This is a genomic window from Mycobacterium gordonae (assembly GCF_017086405.1).
Classification (GTDB): domain Bacteria; phylum Actinomycetota; class Actinomycetes; order Mycobacteriales; family Mycobacteriaceae; genus Mycobacterium; species Mycobacterium gordonae_D.
Genome location: NZ_CP070973.1, coordinates 307657 through 324548, shown reverse-complemented (window position 1 = coordinate 324548; position 16892 = coordinate 307657). Strand labels below are relative to the sequence as shown.

Annotated in this window: 17 protein-coding genes and 1 pseudogene; 8 read left to right on the top strand and 10 right to left on the bottom strand. The window is 66.2% G+C overall.

Annotated elements, in window-relative coordinates; all coding sequences use genetic code 11:
- Positions 1-75 precede the first annotated feature (75 nt).
- The 5 genes from JX552_RS01455 to JX552_RS01435 form a co-directional block, all read right to left on the bottom strand.
- Positions 76-1083 (bottom strand): FUSC family protein, encoded by a 1008-nt coding sequence (locus JX552_RS01455; protein WP_205875765.1) that lies wholly within the window; start codon positions 1081-1083, stop codon positions 76-78.
- Positions 1084-1104: 21 nt separating this feature from the next.
- Positions 1105-2835 (bottom strand): PE family protein, encoded by a 1731-nt coding sequence (locus JX552_RS01450; protein ID WP_205875764.1) that lies wholly within the window; start codon positions 2833-2835, stop codon positions 1105-1107.
- Positions 2836-2934: 99 nt separating this feature from the next.
- Positions 2935-4476 (bottom strand): flavin-containing monooxygenase, encoded by a 1542-nt coding sequence (locus tag JX552_RS01445; protein ID WP_241010846.1) that lies wholly within the window; start codon positions 4474-4476, stop codon positions 2935-2937.
- The gene (locus JX552_RS01440) at positions 4473-6272 is read right to left on the bottom strand and encodes a flavin-containing monooxygenase (protein ID WP_205875763.1); all 1800 of its coding nucleotides are present in this window, start codon (positions 6270-6272) and stop codon (positions 4473-4475) included. Before JX552_RS01440 ends, JX552_RS01445 begins: the two co-directional genes overlap by 4 nt.
- Before the next feature lie 58 nt (positions 6273-6330).
- Positions 6331-6942: a TetR/AcrR family transcriptional regulator gene (locus tag JX552_RS01435; RefSeq protein WP_205875762.1), complete on the bottom strand. Its 612-nt coding sequence runs from the start codon at positions 6940-6942 to the stop codon at positions 6331-6333.
- Positions 6943-7103: 161 nt separating this feature from the next.
- On the opposite strand from JX552_RS01435, the gene JX552_RS01430 reads away from it, so the two are divergent.
- From JX552_RS01430 to JX552_RS01420, 3 genes are all read left to right on the top strand, one after another.
- Positions 7104-7769 carry a TetR/AcrR family transcriptional regulator gene (locus JX552_RS01430; protein WP_241010845.1) on the top strand — a complete coding sequence of 222 codons (666 nt, stop codon included), beginning with the start codon at positions 7104-7106 and terminating at the stop codon, positions 7767-7769.
- Entirely contained in the window at positions 7766-8749 is a 984-nt protein-coding gene (locus JX552_RS01425; RefSeq protein ID WP_241010844.1) for an LLM class flavin-dependent oxidoreductase, read from the top strand. Before JX552_RS01430 ends, JX552_RS01425 begins: the two co-directional genes overlap by 4 nt.
- A gap of 112 nt (positions 8750-8861) precedes the next feature.
- A complete protein-coding gene (locus JX552_RS01420; RefSeq protein WP_205875761.1) occupies positions 8862-9578 on the top strand; it encodes a cutinase family protein in 717 nt (238 codons plus the stop codon).
- An 18-nt stretch (positions 9579-9596) separates the two neighbouring features.
- Here the strand turns inward: JX552_RS01420 and JX552_RS01415 are convergent, their stop codons facing one another.
- Positions 9597-10190 (bottom strand): TetR/AcrR family transcriptional regulator, encoded by a 594-nt coding sequence (locus tag JX552_RS01415; RefSeq protein ID WP_277396104.1) that lies wholly within the window; start codon positions 10188-10190, stop codon positions 9597-9599.
- 131 nt (positions 10191-10321) lie between these two features.
- Between JX552_RS01415 and JX552_RS01410 the strand changes: the two genes are divergently transcribed.
- Positions 10322-10879, top strand: coding sequence for a pyridoxamine 5'-phosphate oxidase family protein (locus JX552_RS01410; protein ID WP_205875760.1), 558 nt, complete (start codon positions 10322-10324; stop codon positions 10877-10879).
- A gap of 1 nt (position 10880) precedes the next feature.
- On the opposite strand, the gene JX552_RS01405 is transcribed toward JX552_RS01410, so the two are convergent.
- Positions 10881-11354: an SRPBCC family protein gene (locus tag JX552_RS01405; RefSeq protein ID WP_205875759.1), complete on the bottom strand. Its 474-nt coding sequence runs from the start codon at positions 11352-11354 to the stop codon at positions 10881-10883.
- Positions 11355-11425: 71 nt separating this feature from the next.
- Between JX552_RS01405 and JX552_RS01400 the strand changes: the two are divergent.
- Positions 11426-11590 (top strand): annotated as a pseudogene (locus JX552_RS01400) (SDR family oxidoreductase); the annotation flags it as partial.
- 179 nt (positions 11591-11769) lie between these two features.
- Positions 11770-12582, top strand: coding sequence for a polysaccharide deacetylase family protein (locus JX552_RS01395; protein ID WP_205878133.1), 813 nt, complete (start codon positions 11770-11772; stop codon positions 12580-12582).
- Here JX552_RS01395 and JX552_RS01390 read toward each other — a convergent pair.
- Positions 12569-13786: an aromatic ring-hydroxylating oxygenase subunit alpha gene (locus tag JX552_RS01390; protein ID WP_205875757.1), complete on the bottom strand. Its 1218-nt coding sequence runs from the start codon at positions 13784-13786 to the stop codon at positions 12569-12571. The two genes, JX552_RS01395 and JX552_RS01390, sit on opposite strands and share 14 nt — an antisense overlap.
- Before the next feature lie 70 nt (positions 13787-13856).
- On the opposite strand from JX552_RS01390, the gene JX552_RS01385 reads away from it, so the two are divergent.
- Both JX552_RS01385 and JX552_RS01380 read left to right on the top strand, forming a co-directional pair.
- Positions 13857-14651: a PaaX family transcriptional regulator C-terminal domain-containing protein gene (locus JX552_RS01385; protein ID WP_205875756.1), complete on the top strand. Its 795-nt coding sequence runs from the start codon at positions 13857-13859 to the stop codon at positions 14649-14651.
- Positions 14648-15208 carry a DUF3558 domain-containing protein gene (locus JX552_RS01380; RefSeq protein WP_205875755.1) on the top strand — a complete coding sequence of 187 codons (561 nt, stop codon included), beginning with the start codon at positions 14648-14650 and terminating at the stop codon, positions 15206-15208. The genes JX552_RS01385 and JX552_RS01380 overlap by 4 nt, the downstream gene beginning before the upstream one ends.
- On the opposite strand, the gene JX552_RS01375 is transcribed toward JX552_RS01380, so the two are convergent.
- On the bottom strand, positions 15122-16336 hold the full coding sequence (locus JX552_RS01375; RefSeq protein ID WP_205875754.1) for a CaiB/BaiF CoA transferase family protein: 1215 nt from the start codon (positions 16334-16336) through the stop codon (positions 15122-15124). The genes JX552_RS01380 and JX552_RS01375 overlap by 87 nt on opposite strands.
- Positions 16333-16884, bottom strand: a complete 552-nt coding sequence (locus JX552_RS01370) for a UGSC family (seleno)protein (RefSeq protein WP_205875753.1) — start codon at positions 16882-16884, stop codon at positions 16333-16335. Before JX552_RS01370 ends, JX552_RS01375 begins: the two co-directional genes overlap by 4 nt.
- Positions 16885-16892 lie beyond the last annotated feature (8 nt).

Genomic DNA, 16892 nt, shown 5'->3' with positions numbered 1-16892 from the left:
GGCAATTCGACGATGCTAACGATCCGGCCGCTTCCCGGCAGCGGTGAGAATCAGACAGAAGAAAAGGCCGGGCTTTCACGGCCGCAGATCGATGACCCGCTGCAGGTCTTCGGCACACGCTGTCACGACATCGGCCAGCACAGACCCCGCGGCCTCAGTGGAGTCGATCGACGCCGCGCATCCACAGGCGGCCCGCGCATGGGCGCTCGCCGCCTCGACGTCACCCTCGACGTCGTTCAGGCCCGCCGCGAGCTCACCGATCGCCTCGCGCACGGGTTCGGCCGGTTCGGCTCCACGGTTCTCCGGCGCTGCCGCTCGGGCCAGGTGCAGCACGGAGCCGGCCAGCAGCGTCAACTCCGCGGCCTGCCGATCGGCGCTTTCGACGGCGGCGCGCAGGTTCCGGCGCAGCGGCGCGAACCGCGCCAGCAGGCGCGCGTGATAGCGGGCCTCGATGAGGTCGTCCAGGCGCTCATGCACCCGATCGGCTGCCGGCAGAATCCGATCGGGTTGACCAAGAGCGTCTTTCAGAGCATCCAACACGGCAACGCGGGCCGCACGAAGAATCTCCACCGGGTTGCCCGGGAACAGCAGCAGACTCATCGCCAAGGCCAGACCGCCGCCGATCATGGCTTCCTGCAGACGCTCGAAGAGGCGGTCACCACCGGTGATCGCCATCACCAGAACGGCCGACCCGGCGGTCTGGTTGGCGAATGTCAGTCCCTCGCCGAGAAATCCGTGACCGATCAACACCGCGATGGACAACGCGGCGAACACCGCCCCGGACATCGCGATCCATTCGTTGCCGAGCAGCAGTTGCACCGCGGCGCCCAGGCTGATTCCCAAGGCCACCCCGCAGATGTTCTGGATCACCCGCTGTGCGTGAAACACGTTGCTGGCCGACAGCGTTACCGCCGCGGTGATCGGAGCGAAGAAGGGATCAGAATGACCCAGCAGGTCGTGCGCGATATACCAGGCCAACCCGGCGGCGCTCGATGCCTGCACGATCGCCCACGACACGTCGCCCAGCCGGCGGGCGGCCAGCTGACCGTTGCCCTTTGTCCTGGTGAGCAGCGAAGCGTTCATCACGCCTGCTTACCACCAACGTCAGCGAATGTTGTACTCGTGCAACGTTTGGCCGGTCCCCTCGCTGACCGTGACGTAGCCCCGACCATCGGGATGGAAGGCGATCGCTTCACCCTGCGTTTCACTGACCGCCGGCGCGTCGACAGGCGGCTGACCGAACGGCGACCAGGCGCTGGTGCCCGGGGCGCGATCCCAGAGCAGGACATCGCGGTAGGTCCGCACCGCCAACTGCGAGCCGTCCGGCGAGAAGTCCGCGGCGGTGACTAGTTTCGACGAGGAGCGGGACATGTCCAGAGTGGCAACCTGATTCCACTGTGTCGGGCTACTGCTACTGCCCGCGCTGGTCCATCCGGCGTCCGGAGCGGCGAACACCCGCGACACGCTGCCGCTGGTCTTCTCCACCACCACGAGGTTGCGCGTGTTCGGGTCGACCGCGAGCGCCTCGGAGTTGATCTTCTCTCCGCCGGGATACTGCAGCTTGAGTTGTTCGACTCCGGACAGGGAACCGCTCGTGGGATTGCTTGCGGTGCCGGTGACGATCGGCTCGGGCACCCGGTAGACCGTGACGCTGCTGCGCGACAGCCCGTTGTCGCCGATGTCCCCCACGTAGATGTAGGACTTGCCATCCGGACCCTTGGCCACCTCGATGTCCTCCCAGTCGCTCGCTGAGGCGCCACTGAGCTTGTAGGTGGCCAGGGTCTGACCGGTCTTGGCATCGATTGCGAAGATGCGTGCGCTGTCTCCGGAATCGTTGTGCACCCAGTAGACATCCGGGTTGTTGATCCCGGCGTCGACGCCGGAGATTTCTTTCAGATTGCCGTCGGCGACGGTCCCTCCATTGGCGGACGTGATCTTGTCGTCACGGGCCGCGCCCACCGCGTTCTGGCCTGGGGGGTTCGACGGATTACCCGGATCGGTCGGATTACCCGGATCGGTCGGATTACCCGGGTTGCTGGGGCCGCTGACCTTCGTTCCGGTCGCCCCGTGAGCGCCGTCGTGGCCGGCGAGCTGGCCCCCGGAGCCGCCGGCCCCACCCGCACCCGGTGTCTGGCCGGCTCCGCCGGCGCCACCGTTGCCGCCGTCGCCCACCAATCCGGCGTTGCCCCCGGCGCCCCCGACGCCACCGATCGCGCCGGCGCCCCCCATGCCGCCGGCACCGCCATTGCCGGACAACAGGCCGCCGTTACCGCCCCGGCCCCCCGCCGGCGCCGGCCGGGTGGCGTCGACGCCGGTGCCCGCCTGACCGCCCGCGCCGCCGTTACCGATCAGCCCGGCGCTGCCGCCGTTTCCGCCGGCCTGGCCGGCCGCCCCCGATCCGCCCTTGCCGCCATTGCCGTACAGCAGTCCGCCGGCTCCACCGTCGGCACCGGTGCCGGCCGGCCCGTCGGCGCCGTTCCCGATCAGCGGCCGGCCGGTCAGCGCCCGGGTTGGTGCGTTGATCAGGTTGAGCGCCTGTTCTAGCGGAGTGATGTTGGCCGATTCGGCAGCGGCGTACCAGCCCGCACCGGATGTCAGCGACCGCACGAACTGCTGGTGAAAGGCTTCGATCCGCAGGTTGAGCGCCTGGTAGTCGCGGGCGTGCCCGGCGAACAACGCGGCGATGGCCGCCGACACTTCGTCGTCGGCCGCGGCCAGGATTGTGGCGGTCGGCAGCGCCGCCGCGGCGTGCGCGGCGGCCAACGCCGACCCGATTCCCGACAACTCCGACGACGCCGCCGCCAGCAGCTCCGGGATTACAGCAACGTACGACATCGGTGACCTTCCAAACGGCGATGCAATCAATCAATTGATCGTATGCAGGCGCCACGGCGACGCGGATCGTTTTCGGCAAATAATCAATCGTCTGATAGTTTAAGGCCGGTTTAGCGTGGTCCCCGCGGCAACTTTCGGCGATGCAGCACCTTCGTGCGTCCAATCCCCCGGCCTGACCCGCCAGGTACGGCGCGCGTACTCCAATTCGGTGTACGGCCACTGGGTCACGACACGGCCACTGGGCGAGCGGAAGTAGCTGTCGCACTGCGTCCAGATCGAGCGTTCCAGGTCGGCCGAGAGTCGGTCGTTGTAGCGCCGCTCCGCCTCCGGACGAACATCGAGGTATCCCCCGTGGCGGGCGATCCGGGACACCGCGCTGGCCACGAGTCGAGCGCCCGCCTCGAGAATGTAGACGATCGAATTGCCGCCCTGATTGGTGTTGGGCCCATAGAGCATGAAGAAGTTCGGGAACCCCGACACCGCCACACCCAGGTACGCGGTCGGGTCTTGACCCCAGCGCTCGTGCAGACTCCGTCCCCGGGCGCCGATGACCTCGATACCCGAGAGATAGCGAGACGTCTCGAATCCAGTGGCCAGCACCACGGCATCGACGTCGACCGCAGCGCCCGACGCGGTGACCACCGCGGAGTCCGTCAACCGTTCGATGGGATCGGTGACCAGTGCGACGTTGTCCTGCTGCAACGCTCGATAGAAGTCGTCACCCAACAACACGCGCTTGCAGCGGAACGGATAGTCCGGCGTCAACGCCCGGCGCAGGTGCTCGTCGGGCACCGTGCGTTCCAGGAAGGAGGTCGCGAACGCAGACCGCGCGGCGACGATCGGGTCGTCGGCCATGGTCGCAGTGTTGTCGTGCTGGAATTTCCAGATCTGCCAACGCTTCCGGCGCGCGGCCAGCGGGTTGCGCCGGAACTGAGCCAATTCGGCTGCGCTGTAGGGCCGATCCTCCTTGGGCACCATCCAGGGCGGTGTGCGCTGAAATACGGTGAGGTGTTCGGCGATCTTGGCCAGTTCCGGAATGACCTGCACGCCGCTGGCGCCGGTGCCGATCACCGCCAGCCGCTTCCCCGTCAGATCGACGCCGTGGTCCCACTGCGCGGTGTGCATCACGGTACCGCCGAATTCGTCCAATCCCGCGATATCGGGCAGCCGCACCGACCCGAAAAGCCCTGCGGCACAGACGACAACGTCGAATTCTACATCTTGGGCCCAGCCCCGGCGATCCAACCGTAAGGTCCACCGCCCCGCCTCGTCGTCCCAGCGGGCGGACCGCACCGTCGTGTCGAGCATGAGGTGGCGACCCAGGTCGCAATCATCGACCACCGACTCCAGATAGGCCAGTATCTCGGGCTGGCGAGCGTAGGTCCGGCTCCACGCTTTGTTGGGCGCGAAGGAGAATGAATAGAGATGGCTTTGGATATCGCAGGCCGCGCCCGGGTAGGTGTTGCGCCGCCAGGTTCCCCCGACGCCGTCATCAGCCTCGATGATCACCAGGTCGTCGATGCCGGCGCGGCGCAGTGCGACCGCCGCGCCCAGGCCGCCGAAACCCGCCCCGATGATCGCCACCTTGGGCGACTGCCTGGGGCGGGTCGCCGCTCGGACGCGGCCGAGGACGTACTTCACGCATGGTCCCGGGTGGGCCGGATCTCCAGCCCGGCCAGATCCCCGTCGGCGCGCCAGGCTGCCAGCAGGTCGGCGTATTCGGTAGGGCCACCGAAGAAGAAGCTGCCCTGGCGGGTCTTGACGTCGGCCTTGCCTTCCCGGTTGTAGTAGCCGGGCGTGCACGTCTTGGCCCGTTCGGCGGTGGCCGCGGAGCGCTGCACGACCGTCTGGACCCAGGCGGCCTCGGCGGCCGCCGAAGCCTCGACCTCGGCAACCCCGTGTTCCAGGGCCCAGGCGATGATCCATGCGGCATGGGTGGCCTGGACGTCCAGCAGATAAGGGAAATTGACGGTCAGCCCGGCCTGGGCGATGCTCTCGATGAAGCAGTTGGGAAATCCGTTGGCGCACAAGCCCTGGAAAGTGCGCACTCCGTCGTTCCACCGCTCGGTCAACGTCACGCCGTCCCGCCCGATCAGTTCGAATCCGGTGCGACGGCAGTAGTCGGTGCCGACTTCGAAACCCGTTGCGAAGATCAGTAAGTCGACCTCATAGGTCACCCCGTCGACCACCACCCCGGCCTCGGTGATCTGCTCCACGCCGCGTCCGCGGGTGTCCACCAGGGTCACGTTGTCGCGGTTGAAGGTCTGCAGGTAATCATCATGGAAGCAGGGCCGCTTGCAGAAGTATCCGTACCAGGGCTTGAGCGCCTCGGCGGTCGCGCGATCGACCACGCTCTCGTCGACACGCGCCCGGATCTCCTCCATCTTGGCGAAGTCCGCAATCTCGATATCCCTGGTGCGTTGCTCCGGGCTGACGGTTGCGTCGGTGTCGTGACGCATCACCGGCAGCTTGCGGGTGATGCTCGTCCAGGCATCGGCGACCAGATCCTCGTCGGCCTGCCCGCCGGAGGTGAGAATCTGGAAGTTGTCGATCCGCCGTCGTTGCCAACCCGGTTGTAAGGTGTCGGCCCACAACTGGTCGGTCGGGCCGTTGGCGCGGACGTCGACGGACGACGGCGTGCGCTGGAATACGTAGAGCCGCTGCGCGGCCGCTGCCAGGTGCGGCACGCACTGCACCGCGGTGGCCCCGGTACCGATGATGCCGACCCGCTTGTCCGAGAGATTCTCCAGTTGATCGCCGGTGTATGCGTAGTCCCACCGGCTGGTGTGAAACATGTGGCCGCGGAAGTCGTTGATGCCCGGTATGCCGGGCAACTTGGGCTTGGCCTGATACCCGTTGGCCATCGAGACGAACTTGGCCCGCATCTCGTCGCCGTGGTTCGTCTTGATAACCCACCGGGAAGTCCCTGCCTCCCAGCGGATTTCACACACGTCAGTCTGCAGGCAGGCATTTCGGTAGAGATCGTAGTGCACGGCGATGCGCCGGCAGTGCTCGAAGATCTCCGATCCCTTCGCATACTTCTGCTCGGGAATGTAACCGAGCTCTTCCAGCAGCGGGATGTAGACGTAGGACTCGACATCGCAGGCGATCCCCGGATAACGGTTCCAGTACCAGGTGCCGCCCACATCCGCTGCCCGGTCGATCAGGCGGATGCTCTCGACCCCGCGTTGGCGTAGCCGCACGCCGGTCAGCAGTCCGCCGAATCCGGCACCGACGATCGCCACGTCCACCTCGTCGCTGACCGGCTCACGGGTGAAGTTCTTGTCCGCCCACGGGTCATCGGCAAAGCGGGCGAACTCCCCCGCGATCTCTACGTACTGCCCGATCCCGTCGGGGCGCAGCCGTCGGCTGCGTTCCAGCGCGTACTTCTGGCGCAACGCTTCCACGTCTAATGTGCTGCCGACAGTCTCGGTCACCCGCGACCTCCGTGAGCCCGTCCGGATAATCGATCGCTTGATCGCAATCAAGGAGATGCTAGCTTCCCGGAGCGAAGAGTTCCCCTCTTACCATTACTTTGGCCGCATTCAGGGCCGCGTGGTAGTCGTCGGGCGGCAGCGTCGCGGCCAGCTCCGTGAGGCCGTAGATAAGCGCGTAAATCGCTTCCCCGGTGGCGTGCGGGTCGGGATGAGCACCGAGTTCGCCGTTGCGGCAGGCCTGCTCCACCACACCCTCGATGATCTTGCTGAAGTTCTCGAACCGAGGTTCCCCTCCGGCCTTTGCGAAGTGTTCCGCCTGGATGGCCCACTCGAACGCCGCCAGATCGGGATACTCGCGCATCAAGGCGCCGCACTCATCTAGGACGGCCGCGATTCGATCGACGACGTGACCTGGCCCGCTGGCCGCCCTGCGCAACCGCGGAACGGCAGCCTCGGCCCTGCCCCTGACCGTGGCCTTGAGCAGTTCCGCCTTGTTCGGAAAGTAGTTGTAGAGGCTCGCGCTGGTGACGTTGGCCGTCCGGGCGATCTCACGGATGGTCGCCCGGGAGTAACCGACCTGCGCCACGCAGCGCATCGTTGCGCCGATGATCCGCTGGCGAGTCTCCTCACCAGTTGCGCCTACGGGGCGGCCCCGATTCGTTCCGGCCATGGTGAGCCGTGTCCTTACTCGTGTTCCTGCCCACCTGGACCGGCGGGGTCTGTATCGACGTGGTCAAATACATTTATATTCGACCGATCAATTAGTTCCTGCGGCCGGGCGGTCGCGGTGGTAGGCGATTTCAGCATTTTCTCGATGGGGGCCATTCAAGCGTGACTACCAGTTCTTCCCTGTCCGATCGATCACCGTCGGGAGCCCAGCTCGGCCGTCCGGTGGGTGCAGACGGAGAGCAGACTCGCTACCGGATCATGGCTGCGGCGATGCGCTGCGTGGCCGAGGTCGGCTATTCCCAGACGACGATCCGCGAGATCGCCCGCGCCGCCGACATGACCAGCGGCAGCCTTTACCACTACTTCGCGAACAAGTCCGAACTACTCAAGGCGACCAGTGAGGAGATCGAGAACATCGTCCTACCCCGACTGCGGGCCGCCGTCGAGGGCTTTGATGACGTCGCCGACCAGCTCGATGCGGTGCTGGACGAATCGAAGCGGCTAATACACGACTATCCGCACCTGCCCGCCTTTCTGCGCGCCGTGCGCTCCGGCGGCACCACGCAGGCGGTACCCAGCGGCGGCCAGTACCCCGGCTCGAAGGCGCTGCGCGTCGTCGTCACCGAGATCGTCGATACGGCGCACAGCCGAGGCGCACTCTCCCCCGCCACGAACACCGCGGCCGCTGTCGACGCCATCTGCGCACTGACCCGCGGCCTCACGGAGCCGGCCGCCCGCGGCTCGCAGCAGACTTATGACGCCACACTCAGTGCTGCCAAGCGGATGATCAGAGGGACGTTGTTCGGGCCTCCGCAATCCGGGCAATGATGGCGGAACTGCTCACCGCGCTGCGGCTGAACATGACCAACATCGCGGATCCGTCAGGACCCCACGGCGATCGCTACCGCGCCGCGCTGGAGATGGCGGAATTCGCCGACAACAGCGGGTTCACGGCGATCAGCGCCGAGGAACACCACCTGGCCGCCACGGGTTGGCTGCCGTCACCGTTGCTGCTGGCCGCCGCGCTGGCGGGACGGACCCGCCGAACCCGCATCAGCATCAACGCGCTGATCGTGCCACTCTACGATCCGATCCGGCTCGCCGAGGATATCGCCGTGCTGGACAATCTCGCCCAGGGCCGGTTCAGCTTCGTGGCCGGCATGGGTTATCGACCCGAGGAATATCATGCGGCCGGCAAGGACTGGTCGCGGCGCGGCGCCCTGATGGACCTTTGCCTTTCGGTGCTGCTGCAGGCATGGGGCGATGAGCCCTTCGAGTACGACGGCGCCGTCATTAACGTCACGCCCAAGCCGCACACGCGTCCGCACCCGTTCTTTTTCGTCGGCGGGATGACCGCAGCCGCGGCTCGGCGCGCGGCGCGGTTCGGGTTGCCGTTCTCGCCGCCGATGGCCATGCCCGAGTTGGTGACCGTATACACCGACGAGTTGCGCAAGCAGGGCAAGACGGGCTTTGCCTACTACCCCGAAAACGGCAGCACCGTCACATTGCTGCATCCAGACCCGGACGAGGCCTGGTCTCGGTACGGCGAATTCGTCATGAACGAGGCGGTCGAGTACACCGGTTGGAAACGGACCGGGGTTCCCAGGCCCAACGAGACACCGGCGGCGACGGTCGCTGATCTCCGTCAACTCGACAACGTCGAGATTCTCACCCCGGACCAGTTGGTCGCGCAGATCCACGGTGGCCGAACAGACGTCGTGATCAACCCCTTGATCGGTGGTCTTCCGATCGACGAGGGGTGGGCCGGTCTGCACCGGTTGGTCGACGAAGTTCTCCCCCACGTGTGACGGCGACTGGCCGTGCATCCCGGCAACGGGCGTGGGGCCCGGCTGTGAAAATTCACAGCGTTAATACGTTTGCGGTGGTTTGGAGAACGCATAGGCGGGCAAAATAAGCGGCATGATCACGCGCTTCCTCGGTTCCGCCGCAGCCGTAGCTGCGGGTCTCAGTGCTTCGATTCTGGCTTCCCCCGCGCCAGGTGCGTCTGCTGAGCCGTGCCCAGACGTCGAGGTGGTCTACGCCAGAGGGACGGGCGAGGACGGCCTGGGCGCCACCGGGCAGGCCTTCGTCGACAACCTGCGCCCGCGAATCGGGGCCCAGTCGCTGGGCGTCTACTCCGTCAACTACCCCGCCAGCGAGGAATGGGCCACCGGCGTCGACGGCATCCGGGATGCCGGCGCTCACGTGAACTCGATGGCGAGCGCGTGCCCCAAGACGAAGATGGTGCTGTCCGGCTTCTCGCAGGGCGCTGCCGTCATGGGCTTCGTCACCTCCGCCCGTGTTCCGGACGGGGTCGACCCGGCGACGGTGCCCAAGCCGCTGGATCCCGCTGTCGCCGACCATGTCTCGTCGGTGGTCTTGTTCGGGACCCCCAACTTGCGCGCGATGGAATTCCTGGGTCAGCCGCAAGTGGCGATCGGTCCGCTCTACCAGGCGAAGACGCTCAAGATCTGCGCCCCTGAAGACCCGGTGTGCTCGCAGGGACTGAATTTCGCAGCCCACAACTCCTACGCTGACGACGGGTCGTCGATCGACCAGGGCGCGGCGTTCGCCGCGGCTCGGTTAGGCGGCGGCGCCCCCGCTCCGGTGCCCGCGCCGTCCGGATTCGGTAACTGAACGTCGCCCACCGAGGCGTCAAGCCAGCTGGGTCAACCCCTCGATCAGGAGTTGCAGCCCAAAGCTGAACTCCTCGGCCAGGGGCACCGGCAGGTGCGGGGCGACGGTGGCGGTGGCCGGGTAACTACCGGAGTCGAGGCGGCTGAATGCCTCCGCCGCCGCCGCGTCGTGGTGCTCCGCCACCGCCGCCGCCGGCACCTGCATGGCGAAGCCCAACACGAAGCGCGACAGGGTGGCATAACTGCGCGCGGCAGTTGCCGCGGAGAATCCGCCGTCCAGCAGCACCCTCAGCACGAATTCCCGCTGAGCCGTGGCGTTCGGACCGACCGGGACCTGTCCGATCAGCAACGGCGCGGCGTTGCCGTGCCTCCCGAGAGCGCCAAACATGGCGCGCGCGAACGAGATGCATGCCTCGTCCCACGCCAGCCCGGGGGCACTGTCCACCACCACCTCGCCGAGCATCCGATCCACCACCATGGCCACGAGTTCAGCCCGGTTGGCGAAGTGCCGGTACAGCGTTGCGGTGCCCGAACCCAGGCGCTGCGCCAGCGATCGCATGGAAAGCGCCTCCGCGCCTTCTTCGTCGACGAGTTCGAGGGCCACTGCGACGATGCGGTCTAGCGGTAGCGCCGGACGCCCACGTGAGCGGCCCGGAGCGGAGTTGACATCAGCAGTATTTATGGACACACTGTACCCATAAATAGTCAACGGGTCAACGCCCCTGCCATGAAGGATGTTTCAGCATGCTTCTCCCGCTCGCAGCCGAGCCCTTCACGGCTCCCACCGATCGCGACATGCTCCCCTCGGAGCGACGCGAATTCGTCCGTACGCATCGCACCGCGGTTTTCGGCTACCGCAGGCGCAACGACGGGCCGGCGATGTCGATCGTCTACTACATCCCGACCGATGACGGCGAGCTGCTGGTGTCCACCATGGCCGGTCGCGGCAAGGCCCGGATCATCGAGCGCGACAACAAGGTCAGCCTGTGCGTGCTGGACGAGCGCTGGCCTTTCACCTATCTGCAGGTCTACACGGACGCGACGTTGGACACCGACCGCGACCTGGCGGTAGACGTGATGATGGCAGTGGCCGGAAGGATGTCGGGCCAACCGCTCGGACCCGAAGCGCGCCCGTCGATCGAGGCGATGTGCGACCGGGAGAATCGTGTGGTGATCCGGTGCCGCCCTTACTCGACGTTCGCCACACCGCCCCGGCACCTGCACCGCAACGACGAGGTCGAACTGCTCTCACACTGGGTTTCCGGTGTGGTCCCCTGGGATGCCGCCGACCCGGCGGCATGAATCACTGCGTCGCGTACCGGTCGCGCAGCTTGGCCAACGTCGCTTCGATGCCGGACGCGTTCGCCTTGGCGAAACCCAGCCGCTCGTAGTACTTCAGCTTCTTCTTGAGCGTGCCGGCATCGTGGTAGTCGAAGGTCTCAGTGACCTGCGTCAAGGTGGGCGACAGCGCCTCGAATTCCCACCGCCACCGGTGGCCCAGCGGATGCCGCCACTCGATCAGCTCGACGGGCCTGAACGCGGTCACCGTGCTCGTGACGCGATAAGGCAGGCCGAACATTTTCATGTTCGTCGAGAACTTCGCCCCTTCGGTGAGGTGGGCCGGAGCCTTGACGTTGGCCTGTACCGTGCCTGATCCATCCAGTTCATTGTGCCGCCGCGGATCGGCGGCCATCGCGAACAACTCCGCCGCCGGCGCGGCCACCTCCACCCTGCGACTGATCCTTCGCGGCCCCCGGTCGACAACAATGACGTCCATGCAGCCAGCCTATCGTCGGAGCATCCAGGGAGTACCCCGTGCAAGGAGACCGATGAGTCGGCCACTGAACGGCCGACACCCACCCGCAGCTGCGTGACATGCACAAGCCGCTGTTGCCTGACGGCGTCGCCCAGCCCGAGGACGTCGCGGACGCCGTCGCCTGGCTGGCATCCGATCAAGCCCGGTTCGTGACCGGCACGCAACTGTCGGTCGACATCGGCATCGGTTACTGCTGATCTGTGATTGCCACAACAGTTCGGCGCTGCTGTGGCGCTGCGCAGCGTAGATCTGCGCTGGTCATGATACGGTTCGCTGCTGTGGTGTCGTTGCTGGTGGAGGAATTTTGCGACCTGGGCACGGGTCCGCGAGGTTCCTGGCGCACCCGGAAGCCGATTGCGGCCATCGAATGTCAGAGCTGAGCCGCCGCCGTTTCCTTGGCTCTCTCGCGTTCACCACCGTCGCGAGCGTGGGTCTGGCCCGATGCATGGTGGACCCCCAACCGCGGACTTTCGCCCAGGCCCCGGCAGCGGACGCCGCCGCACCGCCCGCAGGACCGACGGTCGCAGGACTGCTGCCGCCGCCACCGCCGAGCGCACGCATACGGCTGCCCGGCGGCGGCGTGCTCAGCCAGCTTCCGGGCAGTGGTGACCTGCTGGCGCTGACCGTCGACGACGGCACCAACACCGAAGTGGTGCGCGCCTACACTCAGTTCGCCAAGGACACCGGCATCCGGTTGACGTACTTCGTCAACGGCACCTACGACTCCTGGACCGACAATCTGGAGTTGCTCCGGCCGTTGGTCGAGTCCGGGCAGATCGAACTCGGCAACCACACCTGGTCGCACCCCGACCTGACGACGCTGTCCAAGGGCGAAATCGCCAAGCAGTTGATGCGCAACGACGACTTCTTGAAGAAGACTTATGGCGTTGGCGCCAAACCTTATTGGCGGCCACCGTATGCCAAGCACAACGCCGACGTCGACGCGGTGGCCGCCGATCTCGGATACAGCGTCCCGGTCCTGTGGTCGGGTTCGCTGTCGGACTCGACGCTGATCACCGAGGAATACATCGTGAAGATGGCCGACCAGTACTTCACGCCGCAGTCCATCGTGATCGGGCACCTCAACCACCTGCCCGTCACGCACGTCTACCCGCAACTGGTCGACATCATCCGCGCGCGCAATCTTCGCACCGTCACCTTCAACGACGTGTTCCTCAAGACGCCGTAGCGGCCGGCGCGAACCGCGCCAGGCGGTCGTCGAGCACCGCGTGAAAATGCCCGGCAGCACTCTCGTGCCGACCGAATTCGACGAAAGCATTTGCCCCGGAGTTCAAGCCGCGCTGAACCCCCTCGGACATCTCGTTATCCTCTGCCGTCCCACGCGCGATGAGCGCGCCCGCGGCGACCGGGTCACGCTGCCGCGCATCGCTGCCCGCCCGCCCAGCCACCTCCGGCCGCACCATCGAATAGACGGTGACCATGCTGTGACCGATATCGACCGGATCGATCACGATCATCAACAACAGGTCCGGGAACGTCGCCAGCATGACGTTCGGGAAGAGCTGATAGAGGTAGGTCACCCGTGCGTCTGTCGTCCACGTATCCTCCGGACGGTCGCGCAGCCGCTCAATGTTGCGGTACGGGAAGGTCAGACGGGAATTCGGGCCGAACCTCTCGACCACGTTGAGGTCGTCGTACTGCAGCGGGAAGAAGGTCTCCTTGTGCGTCGACCGGATGTGGTAGCCCTCTAGGAACTGCTCGACGAGAACCTTCCAGTTCATGGGTCGCAACGTGGCGTCGACATACACGAGTCGTTGTGCGGGCATGAGCTTGTCGCGCCAGGGAGTCCCGTCGGTCAACCAGCCCACGGCGTCGTCGTCCGGTTCAGGAGCAGGTTCCAGTGCGTCGATGACGATCAGCCCGTCCACCTCATGACTCTTGACCTCAACCAACCCCCGGGCGTGCACGTCGAGGTCGGGAAATGCCTCCCGGTGCGGAACGTGGGCGAGCGATCCGTCCAGCCGGTACGTCCAGCCGTGGTAACGGCATACCAGGGCATTGGCACATCCGGCGCCCTCGACAAGCGTGAATCCTCGGTGACGGCACGCATTCCGGAACACCCGGGCGCTCCGGTCGCGACCGCGCACCGCGAACAACGGCACCCCGAACGCCGTTCGTTCGACGTGGTCCCCTGGGTCGCCGATCGCCGCGGACGGCACGAAAACGCTCGGCATGGCACGCAACATCCGCATCTCCCGCGCGAATCGCGTTGCGTCCAGATAGTTTTCAACGGGCTCGCGCCAAGCGGCACCCTCATCGGTGGTGCCGCGGTCGATATGGGCCAGTATGCGCCGGACGATCTCGACGTCACTGGCAACCAACGGGTCGGCGACCAACGGCTTCGTCGGGGAGGCCACGTTCGTCAGTATCACAGTTTGAATGTCACACGTCAATGATCCAGTGATACGCGGCGCGATCGGGGAAGATGGTCCGGTGCCCGCCATGTCCGGATCTCGTGTGCGCGAACTGATCGGTGACCGACCGCTCAGCGCGCGCTCGGTGCTGGCATCGGCATTATTGGGTTCCGACGAGGCCAGGTTGCCGGTGGCTAGTCTGGTCGCGTTGGCGTCCCTGTTCGGCATCAGCGACGGCGCCGCCCGCACCTGCCTGTGGCGGATGGTCTCCAACGGCGAACTCAGCGCAGAAGACGGCAGCTACGCACTCGCGGGCCGGCTGGCCGAGCGCCGGCAGCGGGTCGACGAGGCCTATCGCATCGACGACGTCAGGGAATGGGACGGCACCTGGGAACTCGCCATCGTCTCGATGGAGCGCCGTACCGCATCCGACCGTCTGGAACTACGCAAGGCGGCGATGGCCCTGCACCTGGCCGACTTCCGCGAGGGCGTCTGGATCCGTCCGGACAACCTTGACTCGCAACGCCTTTCCGCGTCCCGCGCCGTCCTGGACCGGCAGTGCACGCACTTCCACGGTGCGGCCACCGACATCACCACCGACAAGATGCGGTCGTTGTTTGCCCTCGACGGCTGGGCCGACGACGCCAGGGCACTCATCGACGCCATGCAGACGGCGCTTGAGCGCGACAAGCGCGACGATACGGCGCAGAGTTTCACCGACGAGTTCGCGCTGTCGATCGCGGTGGTCCGCCACCTACAGCTCGACCCACTGCTGCCCGCCGAACTCGTAGCGGATCACTGGCCGGGCAACGCGCTGCGCGGCACCTACCGCCGGTTCGACGGCGCCTTCAAGAAGCGGATGAACAAGGTGTTCGACGGATGAGCCGTTCCCGGTCGTCGAGCCGCCGTCTGCAGGTGTTGGCAATGTTGGCCACACTGCCTCTGATGGCCGGGTGTGCGGACGGCTCACGTGGCGCCGGCGGACAACCCGCCACCACGGGCGCGCCCACGTCGAAACAGGCTGTGCACGGCCCGTTCTTCCCGGAGTGCGGCGGCGTCAGTGATCAGACCCTGGCCCAGCTCACCGGGGTCGTCGGGCTGGTGGTCACGGCCCGCAACGCGGTCGGATGCCAATGGCTGGTGAACGGCAGCATCTCCGGACCATGGTTCTCCTTCAGCTGGTTTCGCGGTAGCCCCATCGGTCGTGAACGAAAGAACGAGGACCTGAGCCGAACCACCGTCGACGACATCACCATCGACGGCCACAGCGGCTACATCGCGGTCGCCACCGACCGGCTCGGTACCCGGCTGTGCGACGTGTCCATCCAGTACCAGGACGACTTCTTCGAATGGTCAATCCAATTCGTCAGGAAGCCGTTCCCCGACCCGTGTGGCATCGCCACCGAGCTGTCCCGCCAGACAATCGCCGCGGTGAAGTAACCGGCGGATCGCAGGGCTGTGCTCGCCCAGCCGGGGCGCCCTGGTGCGGTAGGTCACCGGCGTCGCGGACAGGTTGATCGGGCTGGCAACCTGACGGCCGAGCACCTGACCGTCGTCGGTGTCGCGGATCGGGCGCAGGCCCAACCGCTCGGCCAGGGCGAAAGCCTGACCGATGTTGTTGACAGCGCCCGCGGGAATACCGAGGGCGGGAAGGATTGTCGCCCAGTAGCCGGCCGAGTTGGATGCCAGCGCGGCTTCGAGGTGCTCACGCAGTGGAACGCGGTTGCGCACCCGTGACGCGTTGCCGAGAAACCGCGGGTCGCGTGCCAGTTCGGGAATGCGCAGCGCGTCGCACAATGCGTCGAACTGCTTGTCGTTTCCCACCGCCAGCACGATATTCCCGTCCCCGGTCGCATAGCTGTCGTACGGAGCAATACTGGCGTGCCCGTTGCCGATCGCATGCGGAATCTCCTCGGCCAGAACATAACTGGCTGACTGATTGGCAAGCGCCGCCAGCAGCGTCGACAACAGGTTGATCTCGACGAGCTGTCCTCGCCCGGTCCGGTCACGTGCGCGCAGCGCCGCCAGAACCCCAACCGTGGCAAACAATCCCGCCAGCACATCGACCAGTGCCACCCCGACTTTGGTCGGGTGTCCGTCATCGGGTCCGGTGACGCTCATCAGGCCGCCGAGTGCCTGGACAAGCAGGTCGTAGCCGGCCAGTTCATATCCCGCGCCGGTCCCGAATGCCGAGATGCTGCAATATACCAACCCTGGGTTGGTCCGACGCAGGGTAGTCTCGTCGAGACCGAACCGGGCCATGGTGCCGGGACGGAAGTTCTCCACCACTACGTCGGCGCGCGTGGCGAGTTGCGCTGCGACATCTCGGTCTTCGGGGGTGTTGAGGTCCAGAACGAGGCTGCGTTTGTTGCGGTTGACGCCCAGGTAGTAGGTGCTCTCGCCGTCGACGAACGGTGGCCCCCACGCGCGGGTGTCGTCCCCACCGGGACGCTCCACCTTCACAATCTCGGCGCCGAGGTCACCCAGAGTCATGGTGCAGAACGGGCCGGCCAGCACCCTGGAGAAGTCTGCGACCACTATCGATGACAACGGCCCTTTCTCGGTCATGCGACTTCGCCGGCGACGGCGCTGCCGAACCAGATGCGCTGCGCCTGCGGGGCGATCTCGACGGCACGGGAGTCGAGCTGGTCCAGCGTCAGGCTGCTGATCGGATGGGTGGCGACGGCGGGTGTCAGCCCCGCCATGCCGCGGGCTTCACGTTGCAGGCGGGCTTCGAGTTCGAATTCGGTTGTCACGATCGCGACGGTCGGTATACCTGCCTGCTCCAGCCGTACCGCGTCGTTGACGCACGCCGAGCAGCAGGAGCCGCAGTCGCCGATCGCGGTGAGGGCTATGTCGTTCTCGGCGGCGATCTGGGCAATCAGCTCGGGACTCGCATCGCAGGAGAAGTGGTGCTTGTCGTAATAGGTGACGCTGGCGAAAACCGCTCCCTGTAGCGCGATTTGACGCACGGTGGCGCGTAGCAGTTTGGCGGCGTTCCATTTGGTGTTGCTCAGCACCGCCAACCGGAGGCCATCGGTGCGGCCCGGACGAGGGGCGGTGGGGGTTGCCGTCACCTCGACAACACCGCAGGGGTCATAGGCGAAGTTGGTCATTGATCTTC

Coding starts and splice junctions, on each gene's coding strand:
- JX552_RS01370 (WP_205875753.1), bottom strand. CDS start 16,884: ATGACCAACTTCGCCTATGACCCCTGCGGTGTTGTCGAGGTGACGGCA.
- JX552_RS01410 (WP_205875760.1), top strand. CDS start 10,322: ATGCTTCTCCCGCTCGCAGCCGAGCCCTTCACGGCTCCCACCGATCGC.
- JX552_RS01385 (WP_205875756.1), top strand. CDS start 13,857: ATGTCCGGATCTCGTGTGCGCGAACTGATCGGTGACCGACCGCTCAGC.
- JX552_RS01435 (WP_205875762.1), bottom strand. CDS start 6,942: ATGGCCGGAACGAATCGGGGCCGCCCCGTAGGCGCAACTGGTGAGGAG.
- JX552_RS01425 (WP_241010844.1), top strand. CDS start 7,766: ATGATGGCGGAACTGCTCACCGCGCTGCGGCTGAACATGACCAACATC.
- JX552_RS01455 (WP_205875765.1), bottom strand. CDS start 1,083: ATGAACGCTTCGCTGCTCACCAGGACAAAGGGCAACGGTCAGCTGGCC.
- JX552_RS01380 (WP_205875755.1), top strand. CDS start 14,648: ATGAGCCGTTCCCGGTCGTCGAGCCGCCGTCTGCAGGTGTTGGCAATG.
- JX552_RS01420 (WP_205875761.1), top strand. CDS start 8,862: ATGATCACGCGCTTCCTCGGTTCCGCCGCAGCCGTAGCTGCGGGTCTC.
- JX552_RS01450 (WP_205875764.1), bottom strand. CDS start 2,835: ATGTCGTACGTTGCTGTAATCCCGGAGCTGCTGGCGGCGGCGTCGTCG.
- JX552_RS01405 (WP_205875759.1), bottom strand. CDS start 11,354: ATGGACGTCATTGTTGTCGACCGGGGGCCGCGAAGGATCAGTCGCAGG.
- JX552_RS01375 (WP_205875754.1), bottom strand. CDS start 16,336: ATGACCGAGAAAGGGCCGTTGTCATCGATAGTGGTCGCAGACTTCTCC.